This is a genomic window from Pseudobdellovibrio sp. HCB154, assembly GCF_046267985.1.
Lineage (GTDB): Bacteria > Bdellovibrionota > Bdellovibrionia > Bdellovibrionales > Bdellovibrionaceae > Pseudobdellovibrio.
Window position 1 is genome coordinate 2,907,553 of the sequence record NZ_CP176530.1, and the last position, 14,312, is coordinate 2,921,864.

General features: G+C 39.9%; 13 protein-coding genes. 8 read left to right on the plus strand and 5 right to left on the minus strand.

All coding sequences use genetic code 11. The annotated features are described in order from the left end of the window. Positions 1–242: 242 nt before the first annotated feature. The 5 genes from ACKWCF_RS13925 (at position 243) to ACKWCF_RS13945 (ending at position 7,791) form a co-directional block, all read left to right on the plus strand. Complete coding sequence (locus ACKWCF_RS13925; protein ID WP_409478207.1) at positions 243–2,012, plus strand: sensor histidine kinase; 1,770 nt, start codon at positions 243–245, stop codon at positions 2,010–2,012. A 106-nt stretch (positions 2,013–2,118) separates the two neighbouring features. Next, positions 2,119–3,453, plus strand: coding sequence for a radical SAM protein (locus ACKWCF_RS13930; RefSeq protein ID WP_409478208.1), 1,335 nt, complete (start codon positions 2,119–2,121; stop codon positions 3,451–3,453). 138 nt (positions 3,454–3,591) lie between these two features. After that, complete coding sequence (locus ACKWCF_RS13935) at positions 3,592–5,451, plus strand: ATP-binding protein (protein ID WP_409478209.1); 1,860 nt, start codon at positions 3,592–3,594, stop codon at positions 5,449–5,451. A gap of 140 nt (positions 5,452–5,591) precedes the next feature. After that, positions 5,592–7,163 carry a sigma-54-dependent transcriptional regulator gene (locus tag ACKWCF_RS13940; RefSeq protein WP_409478210.1) on the plus strand — a complete coding sequence of 524 codons (1,572 nt, stop codon included), beginning with the start codon at positions 5,592–5,594 and terminating at the stop codon, positions 7,161–7,163. Positions 7,164–7,257: 94 nt separating this feature from the next. Further along, positions 7,258–7,791 (plus strand): hypothetical protein, encoded by a 534-nt coding sequence (locus ACKWCF_RS13945; protein WP_409478211.1) that lies wholly within the window; start codon positions 7,258–7,260, stop codon positions 7,789–7,791. 84 nt (positions 7,792–7,875) lie between these two features. Here ACKWCF_RS13945 and ACKWCF_RS13950 read toward each other — a convergent pair whose 3' ends face one another. The 3 genes from ACKWCF_RS13950 to ACKWCF_RS13960 form a co-directional block, all read right to left on the minus strand. Next, positions 7,876–8,325: a hypothetical protein gene (locus ACKWCF_RS13950; RefSeq protein WP_409478212.1), complete on the minus strand. Its 450-nt coding sequence runs from the start codon at positions 8,323–8,325 to the stop codon at positions 7,876–7,878. Continuing rightward, positions 8,322–8,864 (minus strand): hypothetical protein, encoded by a 543-nt coding sequence (locus ACKWCF_RS13955; RefSeq protein WP_409478213.1) that lies wholly within the window; start codon positions 8,862–8,864, stop codon positions 8,322–8,324. The genes ACKWCF_RS13950 and ACKWCF_RS13955 overlap by 4 nt, the downstream gene beginning before the upstream one ends. Before the next feature lie 76 nt (positions 8,865–8,940). Further along, positions 8,941–9,411 carry a hypothetical protein gene (locus ACKWCF_RS13960; protein WP_409478214.1) on the minus strand — a complete coding sequence of 157 codons (471 nt, stop codon included), beginning with the start codon at positions 9,409–9,411 and terminating at the stop codon, positions 8,941–8,943. A 234-nt stretch (positions 9,412–9,645) separates the two neighbouring features. Between ACKWCF_RS13960 and ileS the strand changes: the two genes are divergently transcribed. Genes ileS through ACKWCF_RS13975 form a run of 3 tightly spaced genes read left to right on the plus strand, consistent with a single transcriptional unit; the run spans position 9,646 to position 13,646 of the window. Continuing rightward, the gene (gene ileS, locus ACKWCF_RS13965; protein WP_409478215.1) at positions 9,646–12,393 is read left to right on the plus strand and encodes an isoleucine--tRNA ligase; all 2,748 of its coding nucleotides are present in this window, start codon (positions 9,646–9,648) and stop codon (positions 12,391–12,393) included. A gap of 21 nt (positions 12,394–12,414) precedes the next feature. After that, a complete protein-coding gene (lspA, locus tag ACKWCF_RS13970) occupies positions 12,415–12,912 on the plus strand; it encodes a signal peptidase II (protein WP_409478216.1) in 498 nt (165 codons plus the stop codon). Beyond that, positions 12,909–13,646: a prolipoprotein diacylglyceryl transferase gene (locus ACKWCF_RS13975; RefSeq protein WP_409478217.1), complete on the plus strand. Its 738-nt coding sequence runs from the start codon at positions 12,909–12,911 to the stop codon at positions 13,644–13,646. Before lspA ends, ACKWCF_RS13975 begins: the two co-directional genes overlap by 4 nt. Here the strand turns inward: ACKWCF_RS13975 and ACKWCF_RS13980 are convergent. After that, positions 13,623–13,958, minus strand: coding sequence for a hypothetical protein (locus ACKWCF_RS13980; protein ID WP_409478218.1), 336 nt, complete (start codon positions 13,956–13,958; stop codon positions 13,623–13,625). The genes ACKWCF_RS13975 and ACKWCF_RS13980 overlap by 24 nt on opposite strands. A gap of 60 nt (positions 13,959–14,018) precedes the next feature. After that, complete coding sequence (locus tag ACKWCF_RS13985; RefSeq protein WP_409478219.1) at positions 14,019–14,312, minus strand: hypothetical protein; 294 nt, start codon at positions 14,310–14,312, stop codon at positions 14,019–14,021.

The following is a 14,312-nucleotide window of genomic DNA, read 5'->3' on the forward strand; positions in this document are numbered from 1 at the left end:
ATACCACGTTGTTACAATTATCCTTCGTTATACTATAAGTTTATTTTCGTAGCAGTGGTTCGGCAACCATTCCGAATAAACCTAGACAAGTTTTTTATTTTGAGACAGTGGACCTTGGTCTATACCGCTAGACCAAGGTGTTTTCGCGGCTACTAAATACCCCCATATTTATGGGAGGATAATGATGTACAAGGTGGTCAAAGTTGAAAAGTTGGTTCTCGTTTTCGTGGAAGAAGTTGGTGTTGGTCGCTCTTTTAGCGCCTGCCTTTTGGTTTATTCAAGGTATCGAATTCGGCCGCATTGATGCATTTAATAGAGATGCTTTTCAGTTTCTTAACAGTAAAGCTAAGATTGAAAAATCATTAGTTACTATCAACATCAATGGCAAAGAAAACAACTTTACTCGCCCTTTTGATTTTGAAGATATTAAAAAACTCATAGACAAAATTTTAGCAGAAAATCCAAAAAATTTAATCATCGCACTTTCAAACAGCGATTTATACTACAACGACAATGACATTCGAGCACAGATGGTTAAATACCTTACACCTCATAAGAATGTAATTTTCTTTTCAACTAGCAGCGAAGAGATCGAAGATATTACCAGTGATCCTATTGTTAAAGAATTTCCGCGTCAGTTACGCATGACTTTATCAAAAGATGGAAGTATGGGTGCTCGTGATTTTAAAAGACGTAGAGCACTGATTGAATTAGACAGAGTTGGCCCTGCAAAGGAGTTTGAAGAAATTGAAGCTCTTGGCTATCAAGTTAAATCACCCAGCGATTTTAAATATGCTTGGCACTGGTGGGGTGCAAGACTCGCCTTCTTCAAAGCATTTCCTGAGGGAACCTTTGGTTCATATGATGCAGGCTGGTTTTTAAAACAACCTAACGGCTCCTTAAATCTTAAAGAAAAAACCATAATTCTAGGCTCTAACGATGAATATAGTTTTTTATATAGTCATTCAATTTTTGATCTTTTTGGTAAAATTGGAAACAGCGATTACAAAGCATACCCGGTGGCGGATTCAATCGCGAATGCAATGAATATGTATATCACTGGCGATTACGTGAAGGTAACGCCGAACTTTCCAGATCTACTCATTGTATTTATTGTTCTATCTCTCCTGATTTTTTCTAACTTTGAAATTAAAAAGAAAATTATAATATTCGCTCTTTTGATTCCAATGATTTTGTCGTTAACCGCGATTGTTTATATAACTACAAACTTTTACATAAATGTTACTAGACCAATAACATTATTATTTTTTCTACAATATTTTGCGATTCCATTGGTTGTGTTAAATATTTTTAAAGAACAAGAAACTAAAAAGCTTCACGAAGTTAACGATGCCAGAATCGATGCGCTTCTTACCGTCTCAGAAAAAGTAGCTCACGATATTAGATCGCCGCTATCAGCAATTAACCTAGTAATGACAAAGGCAACTTTTCCAGACGCTGAATATAAAGAAATTTTTGATGGTGCAGTTAAACGTATTGATGAGACTGCAACCAAAATTTTAACTCAGTATCGAACTAAAACAGGTCGTGAGAATGAACAGCTGGAAAAAGTCGATTTACCTGAAATCATCAATGAAATAGCTAAAGAGAAAAAAGTGCTAAACGCAAAGATTGATTTCGAAATCGTAACAACTTCTGAAGTTGGCTCAGTACTCGCAACCAAATTAGATATAGAACGAATTGTCAGTAATATTTTCGATAATTCAATTTTCGCCTTAAAAAACATAATCGAACCAAAAATATTCGTTGGACTTGAAGACTCAGACGATATGGTAAGCTTAAGCATCACAGATAACGGAACAGGAATTCCCGAACAAATAGTAAAATTACTCGGCAACGAACGCATAACAACAAAAGCAGACACCGGCCAAGGAAATGGGATTGGATTATTACATGCTAAGCGTGTGATCGAGCGGTTTAATGGTAAATTCGAGATCAGCTCGCAAGAAAACGTAGGAACCACGATCAAGATCAGTTTACCCAAAGCTTAGTACTAAAGTCCTAACGGTTTAGGCAAAACTTAACAATTTCAGCAAGATACTTTCATTTGGCTCTTAGATTGCTATTCTAATTTAGATTCAGGAAATAAGAGACAAAATGAAACCGTTAGAACTGCGCCGCCACAAAGAAATTATCGCGTTTAAAGCTGAGGACGAATCTATTACAGCTTTTCACGCCTATAATCTTGAAGTGGCAGATATTAGCGCAGAGTCTTTTGCCCAAATGACTCCGATTCCAGTTACTACAGGCGAAATTCCTGATGTCAAACTTCCGATCAACCCTGAAGAAAAGGAAGCTTTTGAAGCTCTTAACGAATGGAACTCAGAAGAAAATCCGAATGCTAAAAGCGGTAAGTTAGATTTTGGAATTCGCTCAATCACTTTAAATGTAAACCAGATCTGTAATTTAAAGTGTACCTATTGCGCTGCAGGCGGTGACGGAACCTACGGTGAGCCTATGAACAAGCTCTCGGTTGAAAAAACATTGCCTCAACTAAAATTCTTCTTATCACAATTAAAACCCGGTCAAAGATTCGGAATTAGTTTTGTCGGTGGCGAGCCTCTTCTTCATCCAGAAGCGATTCTTGCGATTCATAATTATGTTTTTGAAATCGCCGACCAGTTAAAAGTAATTCCTTCAATGCAAATCGTGACCAATGGCACACTACTGACTGGAAAAACATTGGAAATTGTTCGTTCGATGAAAGTTAAAATAACATTCAGTATTGATGGATCGAAAGAGTATAACGACAAAGCTCGTCCTACAAAAAACGGAGAAAGTTCAACAGATCTAACCGTTGCAGGAATTAAAAGTATTTTAAAAGACCGAGGAAATGTTGTTAGCATTGGCTTATCAGCAGTTTGTTCCAAAGACAGTCCTAGCATGCTAAACACTTATCAGTTCTTCGAAACTTTAAATCCTGACTGGTGCGACTTCACGCTGAACTACTCAGAAAATTCTCCTGACCTCCAGGCCCGCTTTATCAAAGAAGTTAATGAGATTGCGAAAATTGCTTACTCTACAGGTGGCGAAGAAAAGCTGAGAAAAATTCAGTACTTTGACCACATTTTCGCCCTACTTGATACACAAAGAAGAATCGAAAACCACTGCGGGGCAGGAAAAACTTATGCAATGATTGATGCTAAGAATCGCATGTACACATGCCCTTGGGACGCCGGTAAACCTGCTGAAGTCGTAGGTCAAAATGAACAATATGACCATACCAAGCTAGCTAACTACTCAAAACCTTTAATAGAACTTAATAATTGCCAGACCTGCTGGGCGCGCCATCTGTGCGGTGGTGGCTGTATGCATATCAATAGAGAACTTACAGGGCACAAACATAAAAAAGATCAAATGTTCTGTGAGCGCATGAGAAGCTTGCTTTTAACAACTATTATGTATTATAAAATAAGCAGATCGGCTGCCTAAGCCAATCTAATGGGGAAAATATGAAAAAACATATTAAAAAAGTAACACCTAATTCTAGTCATGGCCCTGGAACTAAAGGCACGGGTAACGGCTGCCACCCGATCGATAAAGATCGCTAAATCCACCTAATTTCACACTTTGGACAATAAAAAGCCCGCTATAAAATATGTAGCTTTACGACTAATTTTCGCAATCGCTGCGGGCTTCGCAATTTTCAATTTCAAAATAGATTATTTAGAAGGCTATCTTTTCGACCTTCGCGCAATAGTTAACGCTTATACAAATCAAATCGAGCCCGCTGACTCTCCAATTGTGTTAGTTCAAATCACGCCAAAAACAATTGAACGATTCCAAGGGGATCCTAAATTTAAAGATCATATTAAATTCCTGAACTTAGTTACTAGCCAGAATCCTAAGTTTATCATCTACGAATTTAGAATCTCTGATGATGATAGATTTGCCGACATAACTGGAACCCCTCAGGAAGAAAAAGAATTTTCAAACTTCGTAAAAAGCATTCCCAATTTAATTTTTTCCACTCAAAACTTAAAAATGAAGGGTGATATTACCGACCTAAGCCTTCGCTCACCTTTAGATATCAAATTAAGTTCGATGCCGATTTCGGCTGACAATAAATCATTCAGTAAAGATGGCGTAACTAGACGTCTCATGTATCAGTACCAAGACCAAACCATGACTCAGGCTTTAGTGGCAGCACACTTTAATCCTTCTATACAAAATCCGGATAATATTAGAGGAAGCTTCTATTATCTAGAGTCATATCAGGTGTACATTAACTACAAACCTAAAGGTTTTTTCAAAACTTACTCGTTTGAAGATGTTATTGATCAGAAAATTCCCAAAGAAGCGCTTGAAGGCAAAGTTATAATATTTGGAACCGACTTAGAACGCACGTCAAAAGATTATGTAGCCACACCATTTTCTAGACAAATTAATGCGATGACTGCGGCCGAGTTACAAGCCAATCAAATTCAAACCCTTATCGACAACAATGCTCCAGTAAAAGTTCCTAAATACGTCGATTTAATTTTAACTATCCTGACATCCATTTTAACTGTGTATGTGACTCTTTCTTTAACGCCGGCAAAAGGTTTAATGATTCTTGCAGCGACACTTTTCGGAGCTTCATTATTTGCACTCATTTCCTTTGTATTCTTCGGCATCTGGTTCGACCTCGCTCACCCGTTCTTGGCCATCTTCCTCTGCTACTACTTCTTCATCCCGTACCGCTTAATCCGCGAAAACCGTAAGTCATGGGAATACTACCAAAAGCACAAATTACTCTCTGAAGTAGAGCAGCTAAAAACAAACTTCATCTCTATGATGTCGCACGATCTAAAAACACCTATCGCGCGTATTACAGGTATGACTGAAGTGATCTACAAAGACCCGGTACAACTATCCCCTCACCAGCGTGAGGCGCTAGATACCATCCGCCATAGCTCTGACGATCTCTTAAAATTCATCAACGCCATCCTTCAATATGGAAGCATCGAAAGCCAAGGCGTACAACTTCACAAGCAGTCTAAAGACATCAACGCCCTAGTTGCTGACGTCGTTAAGAAACACCAATTCTTAGCTAACGTTAAAAAGATCAAGATCATCCAAGAGCTTGAGCCTATGTTCCCGACGAGCGTTGACCCTGAGCTTATGAAGCAGGTGTTCTCGAACCTTCTAGAAAACGCTATTAAGTACTCGCCTGAAGAGTCTACGGTTCATATCCGTACCCGCGAAGAGAACGACAGCCTTATTATCGAATTCCAAGATCAGGGTATGGGTATTCCGCAAGAAGACCTCCCTAATATTTTCATGAAATTCTTTCGTACCCATAATGCTAAGACCACGACGATCAAAGGATCGGGTTTGGGCCTTTATTTAGCCCAATACTTCGTGGAATTGCATAAGGGCAAAATTACGGTGGATTCAAGCCAAGATAAGGGCTCTAAGTTCACGGTAGAACTGCCGCTCGACAAATAAAACACAGTTAAAACACAGCTAATAGAGTTTCTGCTCGCTAAGTAAACAATTCCTAGCTGGTGTCATTTTGCTTTTTTCGCTGGGTGAATTCCAAAACCCTATGCTATACCGTTGGGCATATCGTTTTTGGGGGAAATTCTATGTTAAAGGTATTAGTTGTTGATGACGATCAAGCGCTACGCTTCTCGATCCGCTCGGCCTTAGAAGCTACTCGCAGATTTTCTATTGAAGAAGCTTTCGATGGTGTAAACGCCATGGAAAAAATCAAAACCACTGACAATACTAAACGTATCTATGACATCGTGATCTTAGATGTCGACATGCCTCGTATGAATGGCTTAGCGACTTTAAAAGCCATCAAAGAATTCGACCCAGGCATTATCGTCTTAATGTTAACGGCGCATGCGACTGTAGAAGCCGCTGTAGCAGCTGTTAAAGACGGAGCATATAACTTCTTATCAAAACCAATCTCAGGCGATGATTTAACAGCTTTAATCGACCGCGCGATCAACGCTCACCGTATGATCTCTAATTTGGCTGTATCGTCTCCGGTATTTGTGGATGAAGGCCGTAAAATCATCGGTAACACTTCACAAATGCAGAAGGTTTTTAATGTGATTCATAAGCTTGCGAAAGTTGATACTCCGGTATTAGTTCGCGGAGCTTCAGGAACAGGTAAAGAGTTAGTAGCTAAAGCGATTCACTTTAATAGTGCCCGCAAAGATGAAAAATTCGTTGCGATCAACTGCTCAGCTATTCCAGAAAACTTATTTGAATCAGAATTATTTGGTCACGAAAAAGGTTCTTTCACTGGTGCTGACCAACGTAAAATCGGTAAATTCCAGTTCGCTGAAGGCGGAACACTTTTCTTAGATGAAGTGGGCGACATGCCACAGCTTATGCAAGTTAAAATCTTACGCGTATTACAAGAAAAAGTATTTACGCCAGTAGGTTCTAATCGTGAGATTCCAACAAACGTTCGTATTATCGCAGCCACGAACCGTCCTTTAGAAAAAATGATGGAAGAAGGCAAATTCCGCGAAGATTTATTCTATCGTTTAAATGTTGTACCTATTATTTTACCGCAACTATGTGATCGTAAAGATGACTTAGAAGTTTTAATTAATATCTTCATTAAAAAATTTAACGTGGCTCACGGTAAAAAAATGTCTGGCGTAACTAAAGATGCCTTAGATGCAATGAAACGTTACAACTGGCCAGGAAATATCCGTGAATTAGAAAACGTAATCGAACATTCATTCGTTTTAGAATCAGGAAATCAAATCACTTTAGGAAGCTTACCTGAAGCGGTTTTGATGGCTGCGGGAATCAGTTTAATCGACGCTATGGATAAGATTCAGAGTCAATCAGAAACTCTTCAACAAATGTCAGGCGCAACTGCTGTAACAATGGGCGTGACAGATTCTGACGACGATGATGATTTATCGCTTGACGCAGATTCTGAAATTGATGGCGATGATGATTTAGATGGCGACATTATGAACATCGGTGTTTCATCTAATGGCATGTTAGATTTCAATGCTCAAAAAGAAGAGTTCGAAAAACAGTTTATTATCAAGGCCTTAAAAACATTTAAGGGAAAAATCAATCAAACTGCTCTTCACGCAAACATTCCGAAGAAGACTTTACTTCGTAAGATTGAAAAGTACGGAATCGTGGCGAAAGAATACGCAAAAGTTGATCTTGATTAGAAAATAAACTGCAGAATCTTACAAAAAAATTTTGCAGCGTTATCAGTGTATTACAATTGACTCGAATATAGGGAAACCTTACCGTTTACACCCTATGGCAGTTAATCCGTTGCCCCCTCAGGCATACACTAAAGACACTTTACAGAAAGCTTACGCTTGGTTGTTATCACAATCATCGTCTGTAAAAGAAATGGCGCAAGATCAAAACATCTTGGTCGGTCTTTATTTAAAAGCGCAACGCAATGGTGATGCTGCTTTAGAAACGCCTAGCATTCAGAATTTCAAACAAGAATTAAAATCGTTAGCGTCAATGATGGGAGACTTCCAGTCTCCGCAACAGATTGCTACAGCGGCTTCTGTTCATATGCCACCGGCCCAACAACATCATGTTCAGGCTTCGCAAATGAACGCCACAGCCACAGCAGCTGCCGTTTCGACATCACACGTGACAACAACGACAGTCAGCCAATCGCGTGTATCGACTGATTTAAATTCTGTAGGTTTTGATCAAAAAACTTTAGAAGCGATCGCCCAAGTGCGCGAGACTTTCAATTTAAGCTCAGACACTGAAGCCGTTCGCGCTCTTGTCGCTTTAGGAATTAAACAATTCCGCAAATCTGGTTTATAATTTTTTATTCAAGCAGACAGTAACAACCAGTGTGCTAAGCCTTCGCTTTTCACACTGATTGTTATTAAAATTTGTTTTTCGTAATTAATTCGTTGCTGGTGGAATTGGAATCCACTTATCAATCGCACACCAGTAACGTCTTGGTGGTGGATTATCTTTATTTGGCCAATAGTAAGCGCATTTAATATCATCTGTGCGAACAATACATCTTGCCCCTTCACAAACTGGCGCATTCACACCATGGATAAATTGATATAATTTTTTAGCGACAAAACCAGTTCTTTGCACGTTCACATTGTGAAACTCATCGTGAACCAGACAAGCATACGAAACACCGCTATTTACAGTTTTCACACACACCGCAGGCTTAGCCCATTCACGTGTTTGCATACCTGGTGGATAAGGCGTACGCAAGCCAAACTCTGCTAAGATATTATATAATTTTTTTGATTGTCCTTCGTTTAATTCAATGGCTACAGCGTGAGCGCTTTGTGTAAACGCCACTAATAATAAACTCACTAATAGTGATTTCATTTTGAATCTCCTTTTCTTTTTTGGGTTTCGGGCACTAGGGCTTCTATTGAACAAAAATATTTCTGTTCTGAGAGCGTGCAGTTCATTTTTTCGGCGTCGATGATGCAGGTTTCGCTGTCATCTTCGCAGTCCATAGGTAAATGTCTCACTAACACTTTAAAAAACGGATCTGCGTTTTTATTGTATTTCGTTACATCACGCGATTTTAAATCGTCATAGACTGTGCACCCCAACTGACGCCCGTCTTCCATATTTTCGACACAAACGATTTCTGATGTTTGGATTTTTTTAATTTGAGTTTGACGGTCGATCACAACAAGATTCCACTTGTTCAGAACATCAAAAAGCTCTTTAGAATCTACATCATTTAAATCAATTTTTATGGGCACTAACTGAACTGGCTCATCAGGCTCACTTGGAGGAGCATCAATCGGTGGCTCCACCGGAGGGTCGTCAGGTAATTGCTGCGCAAAAGCTGATGTAAAATATAAGTTTGTGATTAAAAGCGGAAGAAGACTCAGGCGAAAAATCTTTGTCATTGGTAAATCCTAATGTTGTTTAACTGTTGAAAAAAAGGGTTTATATTCTCATAAAATATAAACCCTTTAAGTGAATTTAATTACGGATTGGCTCAAGCCAACAGATATGACGTCTTCCAATCGGAATAAGAGTTGGTGGATTTTTTGGATCCCATGGGTGCCAACAACGAATTAGGCGCGCGGCCGTTACGCATCTGCCATCGTTTTCAACCGTACCTTCACAGTCCTGGCCCACATGACGAACTAACAGCTTAGTTAACCATAAAGCTGGTTTATCTGAGCGGCTTAATTCTCTGTCATGGTTAGTATCAAGCAGTGTACAGCCCGGATACTTATGTTGATCTTTATGATCCCAGATACAACGTGGGTTTAAAATATCAATGCGGATTAAACGTCTTTCCTGATCCACATAACGAGTCCCCCATTTAGACAGCGCCATATACAGGTCTTTTGAGTCTTTCTCATTTAACTCCATAAGGCCCGGCACGACGGCAGAAAACGCCGAAGATGATAATAGCAGCATCACCATAACTAACAGTTTTTTCATAAAAGCTCCTTTTTTATGTTCTTTCCTTGGTTATTAAGTTCCAGAGATGAGTTAATTTTAGGAAATCCTCGTCTATTGTGAATTTATTTATTTTTTGGACACTCAAAATAAAAACTACCATGTGGAAGCTTGGAATTTCCGGGTCAAAATGAGTGGGGCCAGTGCGGCGCAAAAAATAGCCGAAAGGCCCAGCTAGCCCTACTATCACCGGGGCAGTTGTGATAGCCTTGTCAGATGCAAAATCCAAATACGCCCGACTACAAAAGCACTATCCGTTTACCTCAAACTGACTTTCCGATGAAAGGTGATCTACCAATTCGTGAACCTCAGATTATTGCTGGTTGGGAAAAAAATAATATTTATAAAAAGCTACAGGAGAAAAACTCTCAAGGCCCAGGTTTCACAATGCCTGATGGTCCTCCGTACGCGAATGGTTCAATCCATATCGGTCATGCTTTAAATAAATCGTTAAAAGATTTTGTGATTAAATACAAAAACATGAACGGTTTTTCTGCCCCATTTATTCCTGGGTGGGATTGCCACGGTCTTCCGATTGAACACAAAGTCATGAAAGACTTAACTGACAAAAAGATAACAAAAACTGATCAAGAAATTCTAGCGTTGTGTCGTGAAGAAGCTCAGAAATGGGTTAACCACCAGCGTGAACAGTTCAAAAGATTAGGTGTGTTAGCTGATTGGGAGAATCCGTACTTAACAATGTCTAAACCTTACGAAGCTGAAGAAGTGCGTGAGTTCGCTCGCGCTTTCAAACGTGGCGTGATCTATCAAGGTGTTAAACCGGTTTACTGGAACTGGACATTGAAAACAGCTCTAGCTGATGCTGAGATCGAATACCACGATAAAGTTTCTCCGGCGATCTATGTAAAATTTAATGTCACTGACGATAAGACATTAGCGAAGTTAGGAAATCCGAAAGGCACAACGTCTTTTGTGATCTGGACAACAACGCCTTGGACACTTCCGGCAAATACAGGTATCGCGTTACACCCTGAATTTGATTACGGTGTGTATTCAGCAAACGGTGAAAATTTAGTAATCGCAAAATCATTAAAAGAATTTTTTGAAAAAGACACTGGCATCACATTACAAAATTTATTAACAACGGTTAAAGGTGCTGATTTAGAATTAACCGAAGCCCGTCACCCGTTCTTAGATCGTAAATCTGTTGTGGTTCTGGGTGATCACGTAACAGCTGATGCTGGTACTGGTGCGGTTCATACAGCTCCGGGCCACGGTGCGGACGATTTCCGCGTCGGTCAAAAATATAATTTACCTGTTATCAATCCAGTTGCAGAAAATGGAACTTACACTGATGAGTATCCAGAAATGCAAGGTATGAATATCTTCAAAGCAAACCCTGTGATCATCGAAAAGTTAAAAGCTTCAGGTCACCTGTTAGCGCACAAAGATATCACGCACAGCTACCCTCACTGCTGGAGATCTAAAACGCCATTGATCTTTAGAACAACAGCGCAGTGGTTTATCGGTATCGATCAAGAAACTTCTGAAATCAGAAAAAATACTTTAAAAGCGATGGAAGAAGTTCAATTCTTTCCTGAATGGGGTAAAGCTCGTTTCGAAGCGATGATGCAAAACCGTCCTGACTGGTGCGTGTCTCGTCAAAGAATCTGGGGCGTACCAATTCCAATTTTCTACCACGAAGAAACTGGCAAACCATTAGCTGACTTCGATATCATGATGCGCGCAGCAGACGTTATCGAAAAAGGCGGTATCGAAGCTTACTACACAACGCCAGCAGAACAAATCGTTGGAAAACCAGGTTACCGTCATGGCCGCGACATCTTAGATGTGTGGTTTGATTCTGGTGTGTGCCACGCAGCTGTTCAAGCTCGTCGTGGTTACAAAAATGCCGTAGCCGATATTTACTTAGAAGGTTCAGATCAACATCGTGGCTGGTTTAATACATCTATGCTTTCATCGATGGCGACCACAGGTCACCCTCCGTTTAAAGCTTTAATCACGCACGGTTTCGTGAATGATTCTCAAGGCCGTAAGATGTCTAAGTCTTTAGGTAACGTCATTGATCCAAATGAAATTTCTAAAGTTTCTGGTTCAGAGATCGTTCGTTTATGGGCTGCTTCTGTAGATTACGGAACTGACGTTGGTTGCGGTAAAGAAGAATTAACTCGCGTGACTGAAACTTACCGTAAAATGCGTAACACGATGAGATTCTTATTAGGTGCCATCAACGACTTCGACGCTAAAGAAGCGGTTGAAGTTTCTAAAATGCCAATGATCGATCGTTGGATGATGCACCAACTGAATAAGTTAATCGTAGAAGTTACAAAAGCTTACGATGCTTACGAATTCTATCGTGTGTACCAATTATTAAATCATTTCTTCACTGTGACGTTATCTGCAACTTACATGGATATCTTAAAAGATCGTCTCTACACATGGAAACACAACGGTCTTGAGCGTAAAGCGACGCAAACTGTTTACCACCACGTGACAACATCGGTAATGCGTATGATGGCGCCGATCTTAACGTTCTTGAGCGAAGAAAGTTACGGTTACTTAAAAGATAAAGCGCATGATTCAGTTCTTTTAGAATCATTCCCTAAAGCCAATACTTTATGGGCTGATCCTAAATTAGATATTACTTTTGATGAGTTATTGAAAGTTCGCTCTGAAGCACAAAAGAAATTAGAAGAACTACGTGCCGCTAAAACTATCGGCGCAAGCCTTGAAGCCTCATTAAAAGTTTCTGCTGAAGGTGGCGCGTTCTCGGCTTTAGAAGAATTAAATAATTCACATGCAAAATGTAACTTACGTGAATTCTTTATCGTATCGAATGTCACTTTAGTAAAAGGGCCATTATCAGTATCAGCGGTTAAAGCTGATGGTGAAAAATGTGTTCGTTGCTGGGTATACGATAAATTATCAACGGCTGAAGGCACACAAGGTCTTTGCCCTAAATGCGTAGAAGCTTTAGCGTAATTTAAAAACGGTAATTCAACGATGAGACAAAAGCTAATTTACTTAATGTCGATTTCAAGTTTAGTCATTGCTGTAGACCAGCTGACTAAACTTTTTGTTCACACCAAATTTCAATTGCATGAAAGCCGCGTAGTGATTGAAAATTATTTTAACATCACCTACGTAAGAAACTTCGGCGCAGCATTTGGTATTTTAGCGCAAACACCGGCTGTGTTTCGCGAGATCTTTTTCTTATCAATGCCACCGCTAGCTTGCTCTTTAATTTTGTACATTCTTTGGGGTCTTAAAGAAAAACAAACATCACAGATGATTGCTTTGTCTTTTATCTTCGGTGGCGCTATTGGAAATTACATTGATCGCGTACAGTACAGATACGTGGTTGATTTTATTGATTTTCATTTTTACAACCGTCAGACATGGCCTGCGTTTAACATTGCCGACATGGCGATTGTTTGCGGCGTGGCGGCTTTAATTTACTTAATCATGACTGAAAAAGAAAAGAAGACTGAGCTTACGTGAAACCTGTCTTAGATTTTGGTTTTATTCATATTCCCACATTCTATCTTGTGATTTCTATGTCAGTAACTTTTATCCTGTTACTGATTAATGCTGAGTTAAACCAAAATCCAAAACTAGATCGTAAGACGACTTTTGATCTAACCCTGATCATGATGATCGCTGGCTTTATCGGCGGGCGATTAACTCACGTGATCTATGAAGAACCCAGCTTCTATGCTGAATTTCCGTTAGAGATTTTTAAATTCTGGAAAGGCGGCTTTGTTTTTTACGGCGGTTTTATCTTAGCTCTTATTGCTGTTGCGGCTTACTTAAAATCGAAAAAACAAAGTTTCTATATCTGGGCTGATTTTTTCACACCCTACATTGGCTTAAGCTACGCGCTTGGCAGAATGGGCTGCTTCTTTGAAGGCTGTTGTTTTGGCAGTCATTGCGAACTTCCGTGGGCGATTACTGGACGCCATCCGACGCAGCTTTATATGGCGCTAGCTGAAGTTTTACTTCTGGCATCACTGATGTACTGGCGTAAAAAGAAAAACCAACTGCTGCTGCCAGGCTTACTTTTTTTAACGTGGTTATGTGGCCATGCCATCAATCGTTTTATTATCGAATATTTTCGCGAAGATGACCGCGGATCCCTAATAGCGTCCTTAAGCATTTCGCAATGGCTTAGCGTTGTTCTTTTCGTTGGAGCAATGTCTTTGATTGTGCGCTTATTTAATATCTCCAGAAACTGACGAGAATACCGTATAACCTGACGGCGTGTTCGTCGCATCTTGCGCACGGAACGTCGGTTGTTGGTAAGCATCACCCACACTATGAGTTACGCCGTACGGCTGTTGTCCCGCAGGACCGTTCGCAGGATCTGGAACTGATTGTGTTGATGATGCACTCGAGATAACGCTCGTGCTGGTTTTACCAGGAATAAAAACCCCGATCTCTTTCGAGATATCTTGGATTAAAGATTGATTACCAAACGGCGAACAGGCTGAAACTGTCATTGCCGCTAAAACCATAAGTCCGATACGTACAAAGTTATGCTTTTTCATACTCTTTAAGTATCGGAAGAATTCTGGTTTTAATTAAGGCTTTGTCTCAAGATGAAACAACTAATTTAAACGGCAGCTTATTTTGTCTGCCAGCTTAACCACAGTGTGGCTACAGTCAGGTCCCACTTCGACTTTAACCGGAACTGCAACGCATTTTGTTTGTTTTTGAATTTCGTAAACATAGTTACGTTCGCCATCATAAACCGCACGAATCGACGAATCCGGAGCTTCATTAGTTAAGGCAAAATCAACAATAGCTTTTATCGCACGAGCTGTGGCTCCCATCGGAGTCATCTTACAGGCGAAAGCTTGTGCGCTTGAAAGCGCGATTAAAAGAACAAGAACTGATTTCAT

Coding starts and splice junctions, on each gene's coding strand:
- ileS (WP_409478215.1), top strand. CDS start 9,646: ATGCAAAATCCAAATACGCCCGACTACAAAAGCACTATCCGTTTACCT.
- lspA (WP_409478216.1), top strand. CDS start 12,415: ATGAGACAAAAGCTAATTTACTTAATGTCGATTTCAAGTTTAGTCATT.
- ACKWCF_RS13980 (WP_409478218.1), bottom strand. CDS start 13,958: ATGAAAAAGCATAACTTTGTACGTATCGGACTTATGGTTTTAGCGGCA.
- ACKWCF_RS13985 (WP_409478219.1), bottom strand. CDS start 14,312: ATGAAATCAGTTCTTGTTCTTTTAATCGCGCTTTCAAGCGCACAAGCT.
- ACKWCF_RS13950 (WP_409478212.1), bottom strand. CDS start 8,325: ATGAAATCACTATTAGTGAGTTTATTATTAGTGGCGTTTACACAAAGC.
- ACKWCF_RS13930 (WP_409478208.1), top strand. CDS start 2,119: ATGAAACCGTTAGAACTGCGCCGCCACAAAGAAATTATCGCGTTTAAA.
- ACKWCF_RS13940 (WP_409478210.1), top strand. CDS start 5,592: ATGTTAAAGGTATTAGTTGTTGATGACGATCAAGCGCTACGCTTCTCG.
- ACKWCF_RS13955 (WP_409478213.1), bottom strand. CDS start 8,864: ATGACAAAGATTTTTCGCCTGAGTCTTCTTCCGCTTTTAATCACAAAC.
- ACKWCF_RS13945 (WP_409478211.1), top strand. CDS start 7,258: ATGGCAGTTAATCCGTTGCCCCCTCAGGCATACACTAAAGACACTTTA.
- ACKWCF_RS13960 (WP_409478214.1), bottom strand. CDS start 9,411: ATGAAAAAACTGTTAGTTATGGTGATGCTGCTATTATCATCTTCGGCG.